The organism is Salibacterium salarium, from assembly GCF_030813635.1.
In the GTDB taxonomy this organism is placed as follows: domain Bacteria; phylum Bacillota; class Bacilli; order Bacillales; family Marinococcaceae; genus Salibacterium; species Salibacterium salarium.
Genome location: NZ_JAUSUM010000001.1, coordinates 976171 through 999629, shown reverse-complemented (window position 1 = coordinate 999629; position 23459 = coordinate 976171). Strand labels below are relative to the sequence as shown.

Here is a 23459-nt window from a genome sequence, read left to right as displayed (position 1 = left end):
CTTATTTCCTCCTCTGTTCTTTCGCTGTACCGTACTGAAATTCACCTTCAATGACTGTTCCTGCTATAGAAACATGTACGATGCTATCGAGCGGAATATGAAAAATATCTTCTTCCAGTATCGTAAAATCGGCACGGTATCCCGCTGCAATTTTTCCTAATTCGTTTTCTTTCCCTACCGCAGCAGCACTTCCCTTCGTGTATAAGGATACTGCTTCAAACCGAGTTAACTTTTGAGCGGGAATATACCCTTGATGAGTAGTATCTGTTGGTAATTTTCTAGAGATGGCGGCATGGATTCCCTGCAAAGGGCTAACCGGTTCGATAGGGGCATCAGAACTACCGGCGCAATGAAGACCTGCGTCCAACAACGTTTTCCAGGCAAATGAGTGATGAAGTCGTTCCTCACCAAGCCTTTCTTCCACCCATGGAAAGTCAGATAATACAAACCGGGGCTGCAAGTCAAAAGTAACTGCCAAGTTTTGCAGACGTTCCACTAAATCATTCGGTGTTATTTGTGCGTGAATCAGCCTATCTTTTTCCCCTTCCGGTGGAGGGTATTCTTCTAAAGCTTCTACCGCATATTCTAAGGCTAAGTCCCCGATAACGTGAATCGCTACCGGCATATTTGACGCACGGGCTTCTTTTACAATATGTTTTAATCCATCTTTTGAATGAATGGCTACACCTGATGTTTCTGGATCATCATAATATGGACTTCTCAAAAGAGCGGTTCTACCGCCAATCGCCCCATCGGCAAAAATTTTAACTGCTCCAAAAGATAAATAGTCGTCAATTCTTCCATATTTATAGCCGAGTTCTTTCATGTCGTTTAGTACGCCGTGATGAACGAGCAAGTTTGTTCGAAATTTTATCCCGTTCTCGTTTATCACATCTTGGAAAGCACGAAAGGTTCGTTGAAAACTACCGTAATAATTCAAGTCTTCCGTATGTCCGCCAGTCAAGCCTTGTTCAAGCATTGACGAAACAGCCATACGCAGTGCAGCACGCAACTGTTCATCTTTCACAGGAGGTAGAATTTTTTTCACCAAATCAGCAGCTTGATCGAGTAGGTAGCCCGTTGCTTCTCCGTCTTCATCCCTAACAATAATACCACCTTCAGGATTAGTGGTATCCTTTGTAATATCAGCTTTTTTTAAGGCAGCAGAATTGACTAAGGAAGCGTGCCTACATATTCTTGTCAGCAACATCGGATTATTTGGAGCAATTTCATCAAGTTCTGTCCTGTGGAAAATTTTCCGATCTGAAAAATTATTTTCATTCCAGCCTTCTCCTATTAACCATTCTCCACTTTTTAGAGATTCTGTACGTTTTTGCAACGCTTGCTTCATCTCAGTGGCAGAAGTAATATCAGACAAATCTAAACTTAACATCGTTTCCCCAAGACCAAGCATATGTAAATGACTATCGGTAAAACCAGGATACATAGCAGCACCCTGCAAATTTATTTCTTCTGCAGGCTGATATTCTCTTTCCAGCATTTCTTTAGTTCCTGTTGCTTTAATCCAGCCGCTTTCGGTATAAACTGCCTCTGTGATGCTGTCTTCGTGTTCCATCGTATAAATAGATCCATTATACCAAAGTCGCCCCATGCCTAGCGCCCCCTTCTACCTTTTACGGGTAACATATAGCAAATGTTTCACTTTTATCTAAAAGAATATTATAAATTGAACCCCCTATCTATCTCATAAACAGGGGGCATATTTTATAACAAATCATCCATGTCTTGATTTGTTTTCTGTTGACCTCTCCCGAATGTTATCGTTTCTGTATTAGCCACTGCTTCTTCCACATACGATTGAAATTCAAAAGCTTCTTCAAAACGCGACGCTTTATCACGGCGTGGTTTTGTGACAGAGTTTGTCGGCAGAAAAATCGTACAGCAATCTTCATAAGGGAGAATTGAAATAGGATAAGTGCCGATTTTTTCAGATATCTCAATTACTTCCTGCTTATCCATTGTAACAAGTGGGCGCAAAATAGGGAGATTCGTTACTTCATTTATCGTGTGCATACTTTCTAGCGTTTGTGAAGCAACTTGACCTAAACTTTCTCCATTTGCAAGAGCCTTAATATTTCGGTTTTCTGCTATTTGTTCTGTGATACGAAGCATCATTCGACGCATAATCGTCATCGCATAATTCGAGTGAATATTAGCGTGAATCGCCTTTTGCAGTTCCGTGAATGGGACGACATGTAATGTAACAGGACCTCCGAACGTCGTGAGCATTTCAGTTAAGTCTTCTACTTTCTTGCGAGCTCTTTCATTTGTATAAGGAGGACTGTGAAAATGGACAGCCTCTAGCTCTGCCCCTCTTTTCATAGCGAGATAACCGGCCACCGGGCTATCTATGCCACCCGAAAGCATGAGCATTACTTTCCCAGCCGTTCCTACTGGCAATCCACCTGAACCTTCTACACGACCGCACGTAACATACGTGCCTTGTTCCCGAATTTCTACATTTACTTCAATATCAGGATGATGAACATCGACTGTAACATCTTCTGTGTTGGATAAAATATGCCCACCGATGATCTGATTAGCTTCTTGCGAAGAAATCGGAAAAGGTTTGAAGGCACGGCGCGCATTCACTTTAAATGTTCTTTTTTTTCCATCATGCTGTAAAAAAGCTTGTAGTGCGGTTTCTTTTATTTGTTCGATTTCATTCGGAGATTTCATCGCTAAACTAAATGAAGACAATCCGAAAACGTGCTTAAGAGGTTCCATCACCTTTTCTGGATTCTCATTATTTAATTCAATCATCATGCGTCCATATGTCTTTTTCACCTTTGCAGTAGGAAAATCTTGAATGGCGTATTGAATGTTCCGTTTTAATTTATTTTCAAATTCCGTTCGGTTTTTCCCTTTTAAAGCTAGTTCGCCGTATCGAACTAAAATATGATCATAACGCATTATTTCTTCTCTCCCATTACTTTTTGCATTTCTGGTACGTTGCTATTTAATACTGCCAACAGTCTATCAATTTCTTCCTGAGTTGTGTCGAACGAAAAACTGATTCTTATCGCACTAGCTGCCCGTTTTTCTCCTAGACCTGCTGCTTTTATTACTGCGCTCGGTTCTTGAAGTTTAGAAGAACATGCAGATTTGGTCGAAACGTGAATGGAGTGCCTTGTTAATTCTTGCACCAACACTTCCGGTTTCATCTCTGGAAAAGAGACATTGATAATATGCGGAGCGGATCCATATATTGGTGTATTCACTATGGCTCCGTCTATCTTTTGTAATCTCTCCATCAAGTACTCTTTTAAAGATGAAAGACGTCCTTTATCATCAGACTGCTTTTCTCTCGACATACGAAGTGCTTTAGACATTGCTACTATACCTGGTACATTTTCCGTTCCTGCACGTGCAGCCTGTTCTTGCGTTCCACCATGAAATAACGAAGAGAGATATACCCCTTGTTTCGTATATAAAGCCCCAGTCCCTTTTAACCCATGAAATTTGTGACCAGATATCGTACATAAATCTACGAAAGATTGACTTAAATCGAGTGGAACATGAGCGGCTCCCTGCACATGATCAGTATGAAAATACAGTTTCGGATAACGGGCAAGACGACGGCCAATTTCTTCAATTGGCTGAATAGTACCTATTTCATTATTCACATGAATGATAGAAACGAGAGTCGTATCTTCTCTTACCGCGTTCTCCACTTCTTCAGGGTCAATCCGCCCCCTTGCATCTACAGGTACATAAGTCACATCAAAACCGAATGACTCTAGTTCTAGAAATGCTTCTTTAACGGAGGGATGCTCTACGGTTGAGGTAACTAGATGTTGACCTCTATCTCGATGTTTCATTGCTATCCCTTTTATAGCCAGGTTGTTACTTTCTGTACCTCCAGAAGTATACACTAACTCTTCCGGTTTTGTATGAAGCAGGGAAGCTAAAGATTCTCTTGCTTTTTGCATTAACGTTTCTGCTTCCAAACCGGGATGATGTAAAGAAGAAGGATTACCGTAGTAAGAAGAGGCAGCTTTATAAAATGTATCAAGTACTTCTGTCCATGGTTTTGTCGTAGCACTATTATCTAAATAAACCATAGGTTTTACCCCTTTATTTCTATTTTATATATTACATTTTTTTCATTGAACGAAGGACAATGCAACAATAAATAGTAACACATTTTTTTATCTAAAGAAATATAACAACATTCTTATATTCTGCATTTTGTCGACGTTTACTAAATTTTTTCAAGAACCTACAAAAAGCTGCCCTATTCATTAGGGCAGCTAGCACCGATTACCTGTTATTCATTTATTATTTTCATCAGTTCATCTATCGGTACGCTTTCATCGTCCGGTCCTAGGGAAATAGCGCTAGATTCTGTTGTTCTAACAGATTCATTTATATCCTCTGATGACGGAGCTGATGCCAATGCTACAGAACGGTCTTTATCGGTTACCGTTTCTGTACCTTCTTGTTTTTCCGATTCCTCTGCTTCATCATCTGTGTTGTTTTGTTGTTCTGTTTGACTGTCTTTTATTGTTGAACTACTCTCGTCTGACTTTTCTTCGGACGAATCAACTCCGAGTGCCTCATCCAGTTCTCCGGCTAGCTCTTCTGTTGATTTTGTTTCCGTTTTACTATTACTATCGTCCGCACTATCATAAAGGAGAATCGTCGCGGCCGTTCCGATAATTGTAAAACACACAAGTACTGCAACACCTATCACATAAAACGGCTTCATAATCGCCCTCCTTCGCACGTGACTATTATATCACTTAATCAACCAAAAACAAAGGACTTTTGTAGGTCGTATAACGCAATCAGTAATAAAGACCTATTCTGGCCATTCTATGCTAAAGCATTAATTTTATCTACCGCATTTGGTTCTTTTTGTTCTATGGCTTGTATTGCCGTACTAACGGCTTCATCATAATATCCTTTTCTGAAGTAATTTTCTGCCTGTAATAAAGCTTCTTCGACAGCGGCGGAACTACTTCTGTACTTATTTCCATATTGTATAGCACGTTCAGCAAAGCGAGCTTGTTCCATCGTTGCCTTCAGCTGTTGATGAACTTTGTTCACATGATGTTCAGCATCTTCCACAGACCCATTCACTCTTCCTATTTCAACGGGAACTTCTTCTAAAATAGATGCCGCTGCCTCAAGCCGTTCCTCTGCTGCATCTATTTCGTTCAAGAGAGAAGATGGGACTTTCGGAAGAAAAGAACGCTGCAGCGTCATCTGGTCCCTTAATAATTGACGACGTAGGTTCTTTAACATTTCTAACGCTTTTACTTCATCCTTACGGAGAGTATACAGCTTTTCTTTTGATCCTCGTATGCTTTTTTCGAGATTATTAATTTCTTTTTTTATTTGTTCCAACGTCTTTTTCAGACCAGAAAACGACTGCTTTTGATGTTCTTTCACATCTTCAAAAACGCGCCATTGTTGAAAAGTAGCTTGTAAATTTTTCGCCGTTTTTTCCTGACGCTGTTGTTCCTCATCCGGAATACGGTAACTAGCTTGTACTTTTTCTCGTTCCTGTTCAAGTTCATTGATTTGCTCTTCTAATTGTACTAATTCTTGTTTTGCTTCCGGTGTCTGTTCTTCAACATAACGGCGGGCTTCTACTTCTTTTTCTAATGTATTAAAGGCTTCTTCTATAAAACTGCGAATTTCTTTTATTCGATCTTGAATCCCTTCTAGTTCAAGGTTAGAAACAGCCTTTGTCATTTCCGTAAATGCTTCTTGCGATTCACGGATACGAGTCCTGAAATTATAATGGTCAACTTTGTAGCCGTCTGCTTCCATCTCTTCAATACCTTGTTCTAGTTCCTTACATTCCTCTGGTAAATCTTTTTCAATCTCCACCAACATAGCTGGAACAGCATGCATTCGTTCTTCTTCCGCAGTCATTTCTTCATGCAGTTGATTTAAGATCTGATTCGCTTTTTTGTAATTACCCGCTTCTCTTTCTTCATAAAAGGCAGAGAAAGACTTCTCCATCTCCTTACATCTTTTCTCCAAAATAAGAGCTGCTTTCCCTAAAGAAAGCCAGTTTTGGGAAAGGAATTGACGCATATTCTCATATTGTTTCTGCTTATCGGTAATACCTGTGCGGTTTTCTTCTTCACTATGTATAAGCTGTTCCACTTCTTGAAAAATGGCTGCTATATGTGTATCAATGTCTTGAAGTTGTTGTTCCACACCTTCAATATGAACTTTCGATGTTCGAAATCGATATTTATTAGCCCATTCTTCAATATCAAACAGCGCTTCTTCCACATTCGGAAGCTGGATACCAAGGATGTCATCCCACTCTTTGCGCCATTCTTCAAACTTTTCTTCTGTTTCTCCTGACATCGTCAGCCCTTTTACTTTGGAAATTTCGTCTGCTACTGGCTTATTGGCAATCTTTGTTTTCCAACTTTCAAGACGATCCACAGCTTTGTAAATGTTTCGTCGATACAGTGCACCGTAAATAATAACGCCTGCAATTAGTAAGGCCAGTATTAATATCACATAATATATCATGAGTCTTCACTCCAGTTCCCGTCACTTGTATATAGTCCATTTTCGGCATTTTTCGTTATATTCCTGCTTATTTTGCTAGATTTTTAATAAATCCTTATTTCTGAAAGATACCTTTATGATAACATGGAAATACTTATCATGTGGGAAATCTATAATAAAATTACAAATTTTTATGCTGGGAATAAAGTTGGAGGAGATAATATGTCGATTAATCGGGACGGACACATCCACACACCATTCTGTCCACACGGGTCCGCGGATTCTTTCCACTCTTATATTGAGCAAGCTATATTAAACGGGTTACAAACAATAACATTTACAGAACATGCCCCATTGCCTGAGGGGTTTCATGATCCTGTCCCTGAAAAAGATAGTTCCATGCCATTTGACCAGTTGGAGGAATACATGGATACAATAGGTACATTAAAAAAAGAATACAAACAAGATATTACTATTTTAACCGGACTCGAAATAGATTATATTGAAGGGTTTGAAAAAGAAACGGCGGAATTTCTGAGGGAGATTGGTCCTAAGCTTGACGACAGTATTTTATCGGTTCATTTTTTGAAAGCCGGGGAATCCTATACGTGTATTGATTATAGTGTAGACAGTTTTGCTGAATTAATAGAAAGAACGGGATCCACCGAAAAAGCAGCGCAGCTGTATTTTCAAACACTGCTCTATTCTATCGAAAGTGATTTAGGTTTTTATAAGCCTAAACGAATTGGGCATATGACACTCATCAGAAAGTTCCACCAACAATTTCCAAATATGAATATTAACAAACATATAGCCCCTGTTCTAGAACGCATTCACCAACAAGAGATGGCAATTGATTACAACGGCGCCGGTACTGCTAAACCACTATGTGGTGAACCTTATCCTTCTAACGATATAGCCTGGCAGGCAAAAAAAAGAGGCATCCCTCTTATTTATGGTTCGGATGCTCATCGATCAGCAGATATGATGCAAGGCGTTCACCAAATGATATCTATTTGATAGTTGGGTCTATCTACCTAGATGCTGCATTGACTTTAGGGATGGGAGGATGAAATGAGTCGTCTCTTCCTTCCTTTTTTAATAACGCTTTGGACGCCCATTGTCGTACCTGTTTTTGATACAATGTAACAAAAGGCGGCTCTTGAGGGTTCATGTGAAAAACTTCTCGTACATATTGGTGGTGTAAAAAAGGCATCAAAATCATGTTTCTTAGATGCATCATCGTCCAATGTAACGGTTCAGATTCAAAGACCCCTTCCTGTACTCCCTTCTTCAACACGATGGAATATAAATGTTTTTCTTTCATGAGATATGTGCTCGTTACCTCGCGAATAAGAGTTGAATCAAGAGTCATTTCCCGAAGTACGAAACGCGCCCGCAAGTGCCGGTGCTGCATATATAACAAACTACTCTCGGCCATGTCCATCAATGTTTCAAACGCGTTAGAACACTTTTTTTTCATCACTTGTTCCAAACTTTCTATATACCCTTCTAAAAAATCTACCATTAATGCTTCCAATAATCCTTGTTTCCCTCCAAAATGGTAAGAAACAAGGGACAAATTCACCCCAGTTTTTTTTGCGATTTCACGCACGGACGTTCCATCAAATCCTCTACTTGTAAACAAAATCGTAGCAGCTTCTAACATTTTATCTCTGGTCAATGACAAACCTCCTTATTAGAAACCTTTACTACTACATTCCTTCACACAGCCGCCTTTCCCTTTAAAAAGTTCTCGACAATTTCGTTTGTTTTTTGCAGTAGGAAATAAGAGACGTATCATTTTTTTCTATGATATACTACCAAAATAATAAAGATAACAAAGGAGAGAATAAGATATGTTTCAATCAATACAATACAACGGTTCGCTGGAAGAATCTTATCAATCCGTAACAAAACAACTAGCCTCTCTGTTAGAGGGAGAATCCAATCAAATTGCTAATCTTGCCAATGCCGCCGCTTTATTAAACCAGTTTCTAAATAACGTAAACTGGGTTGGCTTTTATTTGTATCAGCCGCAAGATCAAGAATTGGTGCTTGGACCATTCCAAGGTTTGCCCGCTTGTATCAGAATTCCAATGGGTAAAGGTGTTTGCGGAACGAGTGCCAGCGAAAGAAAAACAACTAGGGTTGGAGATGTTACCCAATTTCCCGGTCATATTGCCTGTGATGCTGCTTCCTGCTCAGAAATTGTCATACCAATCATAAAAAATGATCAATTACTCGGTGTGCTCGACATTGATAGTCCTCACTATCATCGCTTTACTCCTGAGGAAGAAAGCTATCTTGAATCGTTTGTCCAAACATTACAAAACTATATTTAATGAAAATTTTAGTAAGAAACCTGTATTGGACTCTTACCTTACAAAAAAACCGAATAAGGGCACTTTTTTTCAAGTGTCCATTATTCGGGTTACAGTTCATTCATCACGGTTGCTTTTATTTTTAGAAAAGCGTCCAGGGCAGTTCCTTTTTTATGACTTCATTTCATATACTACTTGGTTTTTTCCACTTCGTTTTGCCTGATATAAAGCTTGATCGGCTCGTTGAAATAAGTCATCGAGGGTTATTTGTTCTTCTTGCTCCCAAGTTGTAGCTCCGCATGAAATAGTAACAGGTGGAGCCGAGGCTTCTTCTACGTTTTTAACTATGCGTTCAGCTACTTTCCATCCAGAATCTGCAGAAGCTTGTGGAAGATAAACAGCTAATTCCTCACCGCCCCACCTCGCCGCAACATCACCACTTCTAATATTATCTTCAATAATGCGCCCTACTTGAATAATAATACTATCCCCAGTTTGGTGCCCGTAATTATCGTTGACATTTTTAAAATTATCAATATCAAACAACAAAAAAGTACCTTGGGTTTCATTATTCAGCGAATCTCTAACACATTCATCCAAATGGTGACGAGAATGAAGCTTCGTCAAATGATCTGTAATAACCAATGTTTCAAGTTTTTCATGTAAGACGGCATTCATAAAAGCTAGGGTAGAATGATGAATCAATGACTGCATCAATTTAAACTGGTGAAATGTAAATGCATTAGGTACCTCTCCAAGAACGATAACTGCACCTTTCAGTTCACCACTTTGTTTCATCGGCCCAGCCATCATAGACCTGTATCCTGAAAATTGATAGGCGGATTCATCATTTAAATCACTAATAAAAATGGAATCTTGATCCCGTTCGAATCGATCCATGACACGGTATATCGTTTCAAGTTGATTGGAATCATTAAAATAGGAATCATTAAGAATTCTCAAATTACGTACGTCATCTATCAGTATAAATCCTACTTGACTTTCTGGAATAAATTTTTTAATTTGCTTTTGCATGCTTTGCACAGTTTCTTCAATTTTTAAACGTGAATTGAGAATATGAGACGTTTCATTTATTAACTGCAGGTCCTTAATTAACGTCCGGGACTGCTGATACAGCTCTGCATTTTCTAGAGCGTTCCCCCCTGTATCAGCAAGTGTTTTAATATATTCCCTTTCTTTCTCATCCTTCACAAGAGACCGCGCCGCTTCCATACTAAGTACCCCATATACACCTTGCTTTCCCCGCAACGGAATATAAATGACAGAAACGTTCCAATCCCTAGTTTCTTCTACCTGCATTTGTCCGACTAGGTAAGTTTGCTTCATTTTTTCATTCAAATTATGGAACCCGAAGGAACAATCAATATGTGCTAGATCCGTATGTACTTCCCAATCTTGAGCTAGGTGAAGAGTTATACGGCTAGACGGGTAAATAAATTCCAAAGCCTTTACAATTTCCTTTAATACTGCATCTGCTTTCATGGAAGAATGGAATTTTTTCGTTACTTGAATCATTAAATCATTCCGTTTTTGTGCAGCATATTGCAGGTTCGGTGCTTTATCCGTCAGCCATCTTTTCACAGACGGAACCAACGCCGTTAAAAATGCTTGTAATACCTGTTTTTCAGGATTATCTCCTATGATACCAACTTTCCAATCAGTTGGTCCGAAGCATATAGTCTTTTCTTCCGATTTATGCATTTCTTCCATTACTTCTATCAACCCTGCCTGCTGTTTAACGGCATTCGGCGCTTGTTCTGTATGGAACGTAGATAAAATGTGACGATTACTATCCTTAAGATAAAAGATACATGGACCTAAAACCGTTTGCATGTTGTTTGTAGGAAGGACGTTTTCCCACATTTCCCGGTATTGTGCCTCTTCTTCAGATAAATAGATATCTTTTTTCATTTTTCACACCACCGTATAGCATATTGCCTATGAATTAAGTATCTGTACACTGTTTTCAGGAACAAGGACTTTTTAACTAATCAATACGTAATGAACCATTTGACCTGTGACTATTATCTATAATAATTATTATAACTTATTTTCCAAAACATTTCTTGTATTTTTTTGAAATGAAACAAATTATTTTAATAAGTTTAATAGATTGCGCCATGTTGACTTTATGCTCTCAAAAATATATAATGGCTTTTGTGTAAAAAGACAGCCCGGACAAACTTGGTGTGTGCACCCTTGTCATTTTGTTCCTTACATTATGCGGCTGCAAGACTAATGTTAGGTGTATTGTGTAACCTCTAGCTGTCGAGGCGAAGATACTTGAAAACAAAATGGGCATGTCAAGAGATTGTCAACGTTGTTTTTTTCCAATACTTTTACAAATAAAAGGAGGCGTTCTTGTATGGCACGTTATACAGGACCTACTTGGAAAAAATCCCGCCGCTTTGGTGTTTCCTTAAGCGGAACGGGAAAAGAATTAGAAAAGCGCCCTTACCCACCAGGTGAGCATGGCCCAACACAACGCAGAAAGCTTTCCGAATACGGAGAACAGCTTCAAGAAAAACAAAAGCTTCGTTATATGTACGGGTTGAATGAAAGACAATTTCTCCGCACATTCAAACAAGCTGGTAATCTTCCAGGGGTTCATGGTGAAAACTTCTTGATTTTGTTGGAGTCTCGTCTCGACAATATCGTGTATCGTCTCGGACTTGCGCGTACGCGTAAAGCTGCCCGCCAGCTCGTGACACACGGTCACGTGACAGTTGATGGAGGACGCGTTGACGTTCCTTCTTACCGCTTGAAACCTGGACAAACGATTGGATTGCGCGAAAAATCCCGCAACCTTTCCGCTGTAAAAGACGCTCTTGAAGCTAGTAGCTTTGTTCCAGAATATCTAACATTTGATGAGGATAAAATGGAAGGCGTGTACAGCCGTTATCCTGAACGTTCTGAGCTTCCTTCTGAAATTACAGAAGCGCTTATCGTTGAATTCTATTCCCGTTAATCTGCACATGTTGCAGGTTAACGCAGAAAGAGCCCTTGAATGTTGTTATATCAACGTTTCAAGGGCTCTTTATTTATTGTCGGTTAGATTGACCGAAGTCTCACACTATAAAATCTCATTGCTTTTGGAACACCTTTCATTTCAAAAATTTCGTTTATTATTAAGTGTCTTAATCTATACTCAAAGTATTCGTCCCCAATATATTGATTTAAGTGTCCCATTCCCCCACCAACCAATCGTGCTGATTTTATCCACTCCCTATCATTCCGTTCGTTATGTAACGTTTTAGCTGTATTAATTATATAGTTATCATAATAGTCGTCATCAACACTGAATACTTCGTTATTTCTCCATATCCTTAAAACTTCTTGTGTCGTAGATAACTCTCCCCATTCCTCCTCAAAATATTTCCGTTCTTCTTGAGCCTCCTATAGCGTATGAAAATGACATCTTTTTTACGTACCGTCAAAGACATAAAAAACTCTCCCCTCGAGGAAGATAGACTTCTGCCTGTCGGGGAGATATCACATATAGGCCTATTATTTGTATTGAATCAAAAAGTATTTTTTCTTTCCACGTCGGATAACCGTAAAAGCTTCATCAATTTTATCTGCAGCACCCACAACTTTATCTAATTCCTGACAGCGGTCCCCGTTAATGTACACTGCACCGTTGGTTACGTCTTCTCTTGCCTGACGCTTCGATGATACAATCCCCGCTTCAACAAGCAATTCGACGAGTCCTATTTCATTTCCTTCTACCACATGAGCTGGTACATCTTTAAAGCCTTGTTCAATTTCGGCTGCAGTAAGTTCTTTAATATTTCCTTCACGGCCAAAGAGGGCTTGCGTTATATTTTGTGCTTGCTGTAACGCTTCTTCTCCGTGAACAAATGTTGTAACTTCTTCAGCCAGTCGGCGTTGAGCTGTCCTTTGTTCCGGCTGATTCTTCACTTCTTCCTCCAATTCTTTTATTTCTTCCTCTGTTAGAAAGGTGAAATAACGGATAAACGTCACGACATCTCTATCATCCGTATTAATGAGAAATTGGTAAAACTCGTATGGTGATGTTTTAGCTGAATCAAGCCAAATTGCTCCACCTTCTGATTTGCCGAATTTCTCTCCGTCAGCCTTTGTCACAAGCGGAATTGTAAAACCATAAGCTTCTGCCTGTTCTGTCTCTGTCTCTCTGCTCCGGCGAATAAGTTCCAGGCCAGCTGTAATGTTTCCCCATTGATCACTCCCACCAATTTGAAGCTGACAACCTTTTTCATCAAAAAGATAGTTGAAATCAAGCGACTGCAAAATCTGGTAGCTAAACTCTGTAAATGATATTCCAGATTGAATGCGAGAGTCCACCGACTCCTTACTTAACATGTAATTTAAACTGAAATGCTTCCCAACATCCCTTAAAAAGGAAGTAACAGACATATTCCCTATCCAATCATAGTTATTAACAACTTCCGCTTTTTCTCCTCCTTCAAAATCCAAGTACTTTTGAAGCTGGTTCTTGATTCGATCTGTATACATTCGGACAACGTCTTCTTCATTTAATGTACGTTCTGCTTTTTTACCGCTCGGATCACCTATTAAGCCAGTAGCGCCACCAACTAGTGCCAACGGTTTATGGCCAGCTAGCTGAAAACGCCGAAGTGTGATGATTGTTAACAGATGACCAACATGTAAGCTATCCCCCGTTGGATCAAACCCGCAGTAAAGGGTTACCTGTTGATTATTTAACAGTTTTTGCAACCCTTCTTCGTCTGTCACTTGATTAACTAACCCTCTGTTTTTTAAATTCTGTAAGATATCCATTTTTTAACTCCTTTTTTAAATAAGACTGTCAGCGACAAATCATAGTCATAACTTCTGTCTTGAGTACGTTCTGACATATGCCTTCACGCTGCTGCTTAAACACATTTTCTTTGATGTAACAACACTTGGACGCTTGCGCCAAACATGGAAAGCGTAAAATATACACATTTTCAATAAAAAACGCCCCTTCTTTAGCAGAAGGGACGATGTAAATCGCGGTACCACCCTTGTTGAAAGCTCGTGCTTTCCACTCGGTATTCTGTAACGGGAATTCCCGTTTCCACAGCAAACAAAGGCTGTCTGCTGAGAAAAAAGCTCCAGTACGTAATTCACTTCTTCCTGTGTACCGGTTCGCAGCTCCCACCGGCTCTCTGAAACAGGGAGAAAAAAGCTAGTTCAAACTTTCAACACTTTTCATTAATTTATACGTTTTATGAAGATTTATCGTTCATCCAAGCAGACTCAAAAAAATGTCCTCGCCACTATAATGCTTCTACTATTCTTGAATAAAAATAGACTATTCTTCTTTTACCACATTTATTTCCAAATTGTCAATATAACTTCTAGTAAATTGTCAAAAATGGATAGGAAGCAAAGGCAGGTTATGCTATAATTAGCGTTGATGTCTAGGGGGAATTTCATGAGAAACTTTTTTGAAAAACTTAATAACAATATTGATAACATGAAAGATAAACCTGTAATAAAAAGCCTTAATATTACATCCCAAGTTTTTTGGAATCTTTTATTAATACTGTTTGTTTCACTTATAATGTTAACGCTTTTTGCAGGAGGAACAGGGGCTGGTTATTTTCTATCTTTGATTGATGATCAGAAAGCTTACAGTCAAGAAGAATTTCAAAACACCATTTTTGATTATGAAGAAACAAGCGGAATTTATTTTTCAGAGGGCGAGTTTTTAGGAGAAATTCCCGCCGAACTTGAGAGAAAAGAACGATCACTTGATGAAATGTCTGATAATCTTGTAAATGCTGTTATTTCCACCGAAGATGAGTATTTTTTTGAACATGATGGTATTGTTCCTAAAGCACTTTTACGTGCAACATATCAAGAAGTTACGAATGCCGAAACCCAAACAGGCGGCAGTACGTTAACTCAGCAAGTTGTAAAAAATCAAATTTTGACAAACGAAGTGTCTTTCGATAGAAAAGCAAAAGAAATTGCGCTTGCTATGCGAATGGAACAATATTTTGATAAAGAAGAAATTTTAGAAGCCTATTTAAATATTGTTCCTTTTGGTCGTAATTCAGACGGACAAAATATCGCCGGTGCCCAATCCGCTTCGGAAGGGATTTTTGGTGTAGATGCTTCGGAATTAAATCCGGCCCAAGCCGCTTTTATTGCCGGACTTCCCAAAAACCCCTACACATATACTCCCTTCGCGCAAGGCGGGGAAGTAAAGGAAAGTTTTGAAGCTGGACTCAATCGTATGGAGCTCGTATTAGCTAACATGCGTGAAAATGATTTTATAACAGAAGAAGAATACCAGAAAGCCCTTGAATATAACATTAAGGAAAATCTCACTGGTCCAACTGAAAGTTCTCTCGATGATTATCCGTATTTAACGAATGAGACACAACGTAGAGCCAAGGAGATTATTCTTGATGATTTACTAGAAGACGCAAATATTAACCTTGAAGACTTGGATGAAGAAGAACGGCAGGAATATGATATGCAGGCAGGTAATGAATTGGCCGTTGGTGGATATAATGTCCATATTACCATTCAAAAAGACATTTACGATGCCATGCAAAATGCGGTTGCTTCCTCTCAGTGGTTTGGACCGGATAAAGTAGAAAAAGATGGGGAAGGAACCGTACAAGAAGAAGTCGGCGCTATGATGATCGATAATAACAGCGGTGCTATATTGAGTTTTGTCGGGGGACGCGATTTTAACGTTCAAAACCTGAACCATGCCACACAAACCCGCAGACAAAACGGATCTACAATGAAGCCACTGCTTGCGTATGGCCCAGCAATGGAAGAAGGTTTGGTACAACCAGGAACGGTTCTTCCCGACGTACCTGGAGAATTCAGCAACGGAGAAGGATATACAAACTATGGCGACGGATATGAAGGGTTCGTAAGTGTGAGAGAAGGTTTAAAGGAATCGAGAAACTCACCTGCCGTGCGTACTTTCGAAAAAATTGTAAATTTGGATCACGACATTGCAAGAAATGCCTTATTAGATCTTGGTTTTACCAACGTGGCACCGGCGGAACCTTATCCGTCCGCAGCAATTGGCGCTTTTGGTACAACGGTAGAACAAAATACAAATGCATTTTCTACTTTCGGTAACAATGGGGAATACAATGATTCTTATATGATTGAAAAGATTGAAACAAAAGACGGAGAAGTAATCTTTGAACAATCACCAGAAAGTAATGAAGTTTTCTCCCCTCAAACAACGTTTCTCATGGTCGATATGTTAAGAGATGTTCTAGACCCAGGGGGAACAGCCGGAGCATTGCCCGGTATGATGAATTTTGGAGGAGACTGGGCTGGAAAAACGGGAACGACGAATGACACCCGTGATTCATGGTTTGTCGGCTTTAACCCGAATGTTACATTCGGAACATGGATTGGCTACGATGACCCACAGACAATTGAAAATTATCACGGCCTTAGTTACGGGGCACGAACACAACAAATTTGGTCTGATATGATGAATGCTGCCTATGAAGCAGACGAAGAGACATTGGGGTTAGAAGATCAATTTGAGCAGCCAAACGGTATTGTCCGACAAACAATTTGTGGAATCTCAGGGAAATTACCTAGTTCCAGATGCCAGGAAGCCGGCTTAACAACGACTGATTATTTTAATGAAAAATATCTTCCATCACAATCAGATGATAGTCTAGAATCAGAACCATTTGTGACGATTAACGGCAACCGCTACTTGGCGTATGATTCAACTCCTTCTGAGTTTACTCAAACTGGCATTTCTATTGATGAAGATTTGTTTGACGTCGAAGAAGTAGGGGAATATCTTCCCGATGACTGGGATAACGTAACGCCGGATACTGAAGCGCCAAATAATGGCCGCACTCCTTCACCTGTAGCAAACGTTTCATACAGTAACGGTGAATTAACCTGGTCAGCGCATTCAGATAATGATATTGTAGGTTATCGTGTCTACAGTGATAATGGTTCTTCTATCGGGAGCGTTCAAGGAGATAGTACATCGTTCTCTATTGGAAGTGGTTCTTACTTTGTGACAGCTGTTGATTCTGTTGGGCGCGAATCTAGCCAATCGGCAACAACAGAAAGAAGTAATCAAAACGATAACGACGATGAGGAAGAGAACGAAGAAGATAGTGATTCGTCTGATGATAATACAGATAACAATGAAGATAACAACAGTGAAGATGACAACTCTAGTAACGACGATAATAACAATAATAATTCAGAGGACAATTCAGAAAATAGTACAGAAAATGAACAAAACGACAATTCCGAAGATCAGAATGATTCCGGAAACGATAATTCTAACGATGACGATGACAACGAAAACGAAGACTCCGCCGATTAAAAGGCGGAGTCTTTTTTTATCTTATTTGTTATTAATCATCCATCGTGGAAAGATCACCTGTTGGTAAGTCAAGCTCCCATGCTTTTAAGACACGACGCATAATTTTACCACTTCTTGTTTTTGGTAATTTATCTCTAAATTCTAATTCACGTGGTGCTGCATGTGCAGAAAGACCTTTTTTAACAAACGTGCGAATATCTTCTTTCAACTCTTCTGTTACTTCTTCTCCATCGCGTAACGATACGAAAGCTTTAATGATTTCACCGCGAACTGGATCAGGTTTTCCAATCACACCTGCTTCTGTTACAGCAGGGTGTTCTAGTAGCTTACTTTCTACTTCGAATGGACCTACTCTTTCACCAGCTGTCATAATCACATCATCTATCCGTCCTTGGAACCAAAAGTAGCCCTCATCATCCATATAAGCGGAATCCCCTGACACATACCAACCGTCAAGTTCAAAATAGCTGTTGAATTTCTCTTCATTGTTCCAGATTGTCCTCATCATTGATGGCCAACCTTTATCGATAGCTAAATTGCCCATACGATGCGGCGGTAACTCATTACCTTGGTCATCAACAATTGCCGCTTTTACACCAGGAATCGGTTTCCCCATTGATCCTGCTTTAATGGCCATGGATGGATAGTTACAAATCATCATTGCTCCCGTCTCCGTCATCCACCACGTATCATGAATACGAAGGTTAAATACTTTTTCTCCCCACATAACAACTTCAGGGTTCAATGGTTCACCGACGCTTAAGATGTGGCGAAGATTAGATAAATCATAATTCTTTACTACTTCATCGCCGGCACTCATCAACATACGAAATGCAGTTGGGGCACTATACCACACTGTTACTTTGAACCGTTCCAATGTTTCATACCAATCTTGCGGACTAAAACGTCCACCTCGTACAACGTTTGTCGTCCCTGTCAGCCATGGGCCAAATATGCCGTAAGATGTTCCTGTCACCCAGCCCGGATCAGCTGTGCACCAATAAACATCCCCTTCTTGCAGGTCGAGCACCCATTTTGCTGTTTGATAATGTTGAATCATTGCATTGTGAACATGAAGAACTCCTTTTGGTTTACCTGTAGAACCAGAAGTATAATGTAAAATCAATCCATCTTCCCGATCCACCCATTCTACTTCAAACGTATCACTGGCTTTATCTAAGCGTGACTTAAAGTCGTAATATGGACCTTCTTCCTTCACATCTTCTCCCATAACAAACACAGTGTCTAACTGCGGTAAATCATCTACAGGAACCCGTTCTAACAATGTAGGAGTTGTTACAATTGCTTTTGCATCGCTATCTTCTAAACGATCCCGCACAGCGCCTTCCATGAAAGCCTCAAATAAAGGTCCTACAATAGCGCCGATTTTGATTGCTCCAAAAATAGCAAAATAAAGTTCAGGAGAGCGCGGCATAAAAATAAAGACCCGATCTCCTTTTGTAATACCTGCATCTTTCATTGTATTTGCTGCTTGATTGGAGAGTTTTTTCATTTCTTCAAATGTATATTGTTCATCTCTGTTTGCATCACTGTAATATAACGCAACTTGATTTTTCTTTTCCGGCTGATCTGCAAAACGATCAATCGCTTCATGAGCAAGATTGACTTTACCAGTTTCAAACCAGCTAAACTCCTTTTCAACCTCTGTCCAATCAAAGTTTTGCGCTGTTTTCTCGTAATCTTTTAAGTTAAAATTTCCTTTTTCGGGTGGAAGCGTTTGCACATTCATATATCATCTTCCTCTCTATATATGTATTTGTGTTCTAATACACATTATAATATATTTAGAATGTTTCTTCAATTTAATTTACAGATAAATCAGCCCCTTTTGAATCATCTTACTATTTTTATACCACCATCTTTTCGAAATAAACCCGTAATTTTGAAAATTTTTATTAATGGATTTTTTCTTCCCCTCCATAGGATTCACTCAATCGTGTATAATAAAGACATTAACAATGATGGAATTACGCAATAAAGGTGGTACTCGGATGATCCATAAGAAGACGTATTATGCTAGAGAAATAGAAGTGGACGGGCGTACGCTCCTTATGGAAGGCCCGATTTCCGGAACCAAAATTCATGATTATGATTTTCATGAAGGATTGGTCGCCTTCCGTACTCCTGAAGAACAAAAGAAAGCTTTAATTGGTATTGCTGATCTCCCTGAAGGACGAATCAATGCTGTAATTGATGAAGAAACGATTGTCGGTTATGTTACTTTCGTTTATCCTGATCCATTAGAACGTTGGTCCGAAGCAAACATGGACAAGCTTCTAGAGCTTGGTGCTATCGAAATTGCAGAAGAATACCGAAGCGCTAAAATTGGGACGCGTCTTCTCGAGTTTTCGATGCTTGATGATGCTATGGAAGATTATATCATCATAACAACAGAATATTACTGGCATTGGGATTTAAAAGGAAGTAATTTATCGATTTGGGATTACAGGAAGGTTATGGAAAAAATGATGAATGCAGGAGGGCTAGAATGGATGGCAACCGACGACCCTGAGATTTGTTCTCACCCAGCTAACTGTTTAATGGTTCGAATCGGCAGTCGTATAGGTAACGATGCTGTCCAACAATTTGACACTGTACGGTTCTCTAATCGATTTATGTATTAAGAAAAGTACCAACGCCTTATTAATGATAAAAGAGGTGACGTTAATGCTTGTAGAAGAAATTATGCAATCCAACCCCATTCACATTTCTGATGGTACCACCATCGAAACGGCAATGGACTTGATTCACCAGCATAAAATACGACACATTCCCGTCGTTGATTCCAGTCACATTCTTAAAGGAATTGTATCAGACCGTGATATTCGAGATGCCAGTCCTTCTATCTTTCATGTGAACGAATTCAAAGAAGATATGAAAAGACCGGTTTCCACTATTATGAAATATCCTGTTATAACAGCACACCCGCTTGATTTTATTGAAGAGGCCGCCGTTATATTATATGAAAATGACATTAGCGCTCTACCTGTAGTTGAAGACGATGATAAACTTAAAGGAATATTAACAGAAACAGAGGTCCTTCATACCCTTGTCCGCTTAACCGGTGCGCACCAGCCTTCTTCCCGTATCGAGGTGAAGGTGTCGAATGTCCCCGGTCAATTAGCCGCCATTTCTTCTATTTTTAAAGAAGCCCAAGTCAACGTCACAAGTGTTTTGGTTTATCCCGGCACAATACCCAATACAAAATTTCTTACATTCCGAGTACAAACGATGGACCCAAGGCAGCTTATTCACAACATTGAAAAGTTAGGCTATGAAACAAAATGGCCGCGTGTTCCGGGGTTGAACGAATGAAACATCACGCCTCCTTCGTCTACTCGGAAGAACAATTATCTTATAAATTCAGTGAAGATCATCCATTTAACCATTTACGGTTAACATTAACCTACGATTTATTGAAGCGTTTAGGAACGATTGATACCAGTGACATTCATCCTCCACGAATGGCTACAGATGAAGAGATTGCCCTCTTTCACGATAAGCCGTACATAGATGCTATTAAAGCAGCAGGAGAAGGTAATTTGAGCCGGGGAATTGCTAATAATTACGGTATCGGGACAGAGGACACTCCAATATTTTCAAACATGCATGAGGCCGCGGCTCTTTTAGTTGGCGGGACATTAACAGCTGTTGACCTTGTCATGGAAGGAAAAAGTAAACATGCTCTTAACATGGGAGGGGGTCTGCATCACGGCTTTCGAGGAAAAGCTTCAGGATTCTGTATATACAACGACAGTTCGATAGCGATTGAATATATTCGGCGTCACTACGGAGCAAAAGTATTGTATGTTGATACAGATGCCCACCACGGAGATGGAGTTCAATGGGCTTTTTATGATGATCCAGATGTATGTACGTTGTCTATTCACGAAACAGGCCGATACCTTTTCCCAGGTACCGGAGATGTTACCGAGAAAGGAAGCGGACAAGGATATGGCTTTTCCATTAACATTCCAGTTGATGCTTTCACAGAAGATGAATCATTCCTTGAAAATTATGAAAAGTCTTTTCGGGAAATAATTGATTTTTTTAAACCAGATGTTCTCATCACCCAAAACGGAGCCGATGCCCATTACTATGACCCTCTCACCCATTTATCAACATCTATCAATGTGTATCACCATATTCCAAGACTTGCTCATAAACTGGCACATGAATATTGTGATGGTAAATGGATAGCTGTCGGAGGGGGCGGTTATGATATGTGGAGAGTTGTGCCTAGGGCCTGGGCGATGATATGGCTCGAGATGACAGAACAAACTCATTTACTAGAACAGCCTCTTCCGCAAAGCTGGCATAGCGCTTGGGAATTAAAAGCTCCCGTGCACTTACCGCAAACATGGCTTGATCCAGAAAATATGTATCCGGCTATACCACGGCGTTCTGAAATAACAGACAAAAACCGCAAAACTCTGGAAAAAGCGTTATATCACATACGTAATGAACAAAGAAAGAAACCAAATTAATACAGAGTTCTGCTTTTACGTAGCGTTGACACTTTCAGCAGAACCGCTCTTGAAAAAGGCTTTGACTCATACTATTCCCATAGAAAACGCGTCCTCTGCTCCTGCTGAAGATTAGCCATACCGTACATTTATTCCTATCTGATGAAAAAACGGAGGTCGATTTATTTCGACACTCCGTTTTTTATGTAGTATTCCTTTTATAATTCCCCGGCTGACTCTTTCAGTTCTTCTTCATACTCTGGATCAGAAATGACAATGACAACACGACGGTTTTCCCGCAAGTTTTCTTCTGTATCATTTGGAGCAACGGGTCTTGTTTCACCATATCCAGTTGCCAAAAATCGATTAGGAACAAGAGAATGATTATCTGTTAAGTATCGTATTACACTGCTTGCACGTGCAGTTGAAAGTTCCCAGTTGGAAGGATATCTAAAAGTAGTAATAGGACGATTGTCTGTATGTCCTTCTACCTTCACTACATTCGGCAACGTTTGAAGAAGGGATCCCACTTTATTTAGAAACGGTTCAGCGTCGCTAAGAATTTGGGCTTCTGCCGTCTCAAATAACAGTTGCTCCTGCAAAACTAGAACAACGCCACGATCATCTCTCGTCGCTGAAATCTGATCGTTCAACTCATTTTCATCCAAATATTCTTCCACTTCTTGAAGTAGTCTATCCAATTCCGCATCTTCAGCCGATTGTTCCTGCTCTTGTTCATCTTCTTCCATTTCGGAAGCTTCACTATCCTCATTCGAAGTTTGACTTCCGGTCTCCATTTCGATCATGGACGGAAGCTCTTCTAAAATCTGTCTTTCATTGAATGATTCAGCAATGGCTTCAAATTTCTTAGCATCAATGACAGACATAGAAAACAACATAACAAAAAACACTAAAACGAGCAAAACGATGTCAGAAAACGTAGTCATCCATTTCGGCGATCCTTTTTCCGGATCTTTCCCTCTACGCTTCATTGGCTAGTTCCTCCTGTTCCTCCGCTTCTTTCTCTTTACCGTTTTCCTGCACAAATGCACTCAATTTCTCCTGCAGAATCTTCGGATTTTGTCCGGATTGAACACCAATGACACCTTCTATCACGATTTGTCTAACGAATACTTCATCATCCGTTTTCTGTTCTAACTTACTGGCCATCGGGATAAATAGCATATTTGCAAGGACTGTTCCATAAAGTGTAGTAATAAGAGCCAAAGCCATGTTTGGACCTAGCGTGGCAGGGTCGTCGAGTTCTTGTAACATTAGTACAAGTCCGACCAGTGTACCGACCATTCCCCAAGCTGGAGAATAGTCGCCTGCTTTTTCAAAGATGCGGCGTCCTTTCTTATGCCGTTCTTCCATTGCAACTACTTCAGCCATCATAATATCTTTAATAATATCCGGTTCTATACCATCGACAGCTAGCAGCACCCCTTTTTTTATAAAAGGATCATCTACTTCATCCAGACTCGCTTCTAAAGCAAGCAGACCTTCACGTCTAGCTTTCGTTGAAAGATCCGAGAACGTGTCAATTAATTCATTAAGGTCATGATCTTGTTCTTTAAACGCTTCCCGTGTAATTTTTGGGATTAACTTCAACTCTTGTTTAGAGAAGCCTATTAGTAAAGCAGCTATTAATCCACCAACTACGATGGATAAGGAAGCAACTTGTATAAAAAAAACGACAGAACCTAAGCCCGCATTGGTAAATACTGCAAACAGCAAGGTTATAATTCCTAGTACCAATCCAATAGGCGTCATAATATCAAATTTCTTCAT

Annotated in this window: 18 protein-coding genes, 1 pseudogene and 1 other annotated feature; of the genes and pseudogenes, 7 read left to right on the top strand and 12 right to left on the bottom strand. The window is 39.8% G+C overall.

Translation table 11 applies throughout. From position 1 onward, the window contains the following. Position 1: 1 nt before the first annotated feature. The 5 genes from J2S78_RS04795 to J2S78_RS04775 form a co-directional block, all read right to left on the bottom strand. On the bottom strand, positions 2-1612 hold the full coding sequence (locus J2S78_RS04795) for an amidohydrolase (RefSeq protein WP_306896769.1): 1611 nt from the start codon (positions 1610-1612) through the stop codon (positions 2-4). Between the two features lie 113 nt (positions 1613-1725). After that, positions 1726-2937: a tRNA uracil 4-sulfurtransferase ThiI gene (gene thiI / locus J2S78_RS04790; RefSeq protein WP_306896995.1), complete on the bottom strand. Its 1212-nt coding sequence runs from the start codon at positions 2935-2937 to the stop codon at positions 1726-1728. Further along, the gene (locus tag J2S78_RS04785; RefSeq protein WP_306896768.1) at positions 2934-4085 is read right to left on the bottom strand and encodes a cysteine desulfurase family protein; all 1152 of its coding nucleotides are present in this window, start codon (positions 4083-4085) and stop codon (positions 2934-2936) included. Before J2S78_RS04785 ends, thiI begins: the two co-directional genes overlap by 4 nt. Positions 4086-4291: 206 nt before the next feature. Further along, positions 4292-4732, bottom strand: coding sequence for a hypothetical protein (locus J2S78_RS04780; RefSeq protein ID WP_306896766.1), 441 nt, complete (start codon positions 4730-4732; stop codon positions 4292-4294). A 107-nt stretch (positions 4733-4839) separates the two neighbouring features. Next, entirely contained in the window at positions 4840-6525 is a 1686-nt protein-coding gene (locus tag J2S78_RS04775) for a septation ring formation regulator EzrA (RefSeq protein ID WP_306896764.1), read from the bottom strand. Between the two features lie 201 nt (positions 6526-6726). On the opposite strand from J2S78_RS04775, the gene hisJ reads away from it, so the two are divergent. Further along, positions 6727-7524, top strand: coding sequence for a histidinol-phosphatase HisJ (gene hisJ / locus J2S78_RS04770; protein ID WP_306896762.1), 798 nt, complete (start codon positions 6727-6729; stop codon positions 7522-7524). Between the two features lie 13 nt (positions 7525-7537). Here the strand turns inward: hisJ and refZ are convergent, their stop codons facing one another. After that, positions 7538-8188 (bottom strand): forespore capture DNA-binding protein RefZ, encoded by a 651-nt coding sequence (gene refZ, locus J2S78_RS04765; RefSeq protein WP_306896760.1) that lies wholly within the window; start codon positions 8186-8188, stop codon positions 7538-7540. A 175-nt stretch (positions 8189-8363) separates the two neighbouring features. Here refZ and msrC point away from each other — a divergent pair, with 175 nt between their 5' ends. Then, entirely contained in the window at positions 8364-8849 is a 486-nt protein-coding gene (msrC, locus tag J2S78_RS04760; RefSeq protein ID WP_306896758.1) for a free L-methionine (R)-S-oxide reductase MsrC, read from the top strand. A gap of 150 nt (positions 8850-8999) precedes the next feature. Here the strand turns inward: msrC and J2S78_RS04755 are convergent, their stop codons facing one another. Continuing rightward, positions 9000-10760, bottom strand: coding sequence for a sensor domain-containing diguanylate cyclase (locus J2S78_RS04755; protein WP_306896756.1), 1761 nt, complete (start codon positions 10758-10760; stop codon positions 9000-9002). Between the two features lie 454 nt (positions 10761-11214). On the opposite strand from J2S78_RS04755, the gene rpsD reads away from it, so the two are divergent. Then, a complete protein-coding gene (gene rpsD / locus J2S78_RS04750) occupies positions 11215-11817 on the top strand; it encodes a 30S ribosomal protein S4 (protein WP_306896754.1) in 603 nt (200 codons plus the stop codon). 83 nt (positions 11818-11900) lie between these two features. On the opposite strand, the pseudogene J2S78_RS04745 reads toward rpsD, so the two are convergent. After that, a pseudogene (locus J2S78_RS04745) lies at positions 11901-12227 on the bottom strand (DUF3658 domain-containing protein); the annotation flags it as partial. A 129-nt stretch (positions 12228-12356) separates the two neighbouring features. Beyond that, a complete protein-coding gene (tyrS, locus tag J2S78_RS04740; RefSeq protein ID WP_306896752.1) occupies positions 12357-13631 on the bottom strand; it encodes a tyrosine--tRNA ligase in 1275 nt (424 codons plus the stop codon). Between the two features lie 196 nt (positions 13632-13827). Beyond that, positions 13828-14048, bottom strand: a binding site (T-box leader). 223 nt (positions 14049-14271) lie between these two features. Between tyrS and J2S78_RS04735 the strand changes: the two genes are divergently transcribed. Further along, a complete protein-coding gene (locus tag J2S78_RS04735; protein ID WP_306896749.1) occupies positions 14272-17181 on the top strand; it encodes a transglycosylase domain-containing protein in 2910 nt (969 codons plus the stop codon). 31 nt (positions 17182-17212) lie between these two features. Here the strand turns inward: J2S78_RS04735 and acsA are convergent, their stop codons facing one another. Then, a complete protein-coding gene (gene acsA, locus J2S78_RS04730; RefSeq protein ID WP_125555079.1) occupies positions 17213-18931 on the bottom strand; it encodes an acetate--CoA ligase in 1719 nt (572 codons plus the stop codon). A gap of 262 nt (positions 18932-19193) precedes the next feature. Between acsA and J2S78_RS04725 the strand changes: the two genes are divergently transcribed. The 3 genes from J2S78_RS04725 to J2S78_RS04715 are packed head-to-tail and all read left to right on the top strand — an operon-like array spanning position 19194 to position 21689. Further along, positions 19194-19826, top strand: coding sequence for a GNAT family N-acetyltransferase (locus J2S78_RS04725; protein ID WP_306896747.1), 633 nt, complete (start codon positions 19194-19196; stop codon positions 19824-19826). A gap of 43 nt (positions 19827-19869) precedes the next feature. Then, positions 19870-20517 (top strand): acetoin utilization AcuB family protein, encoded by a 648-nt coding sequence (locus tag J2S78_RS04720; RefSeq protein WP_306896745.1) that lies wholly within the window; start codon positions 19870-19872, stop codon positions 20515-20517. After that, the gene (locus J2S78_RS04715; RefSeq protein ID WP_306896744.1) at positions 20514-21689 is read left to right on the top strand and encodes an acetoin utilization protein AcuC; all 1176 of its coding nucleotides are present in this window, start codon (positions 20514-20516) and stop codon (positions 21687-21689) included. Before J2S78_RS04720 ends, J2S78_RS04715 begins: the two co-directional genes overlap by 4 nt. A 197-nt stretch (positions 21690-21886) precedes the next feature. On the opposite strand, the gene motS is transcribed toward J2S78_RS04715, so the two are convergent. Both motS and motP read right to left on the bottom strand, forming a co-directional pair. Beyond that, entirely contained in the window at positions 21887-22660 is a 774-nt protein-coding gene (gene motS / locus J2S78_RS04710; protein WP_306896741.1) for a flagellar motor protein MotS, read from the bottom strand. Further along, positions 22650-23459 (bottom strand): flagellar motor protein MotP, encoded by an 810-nt coding sequence (gene motP / locus J2S78_RS04705; RefSeq protein ID WP_306896739.1) that lies wholly within the window; start codon positions 23457-23459, stop codon positions 22650-22652. Before motP ends, motS begins: the two co-directional genes overlap by 11 nt.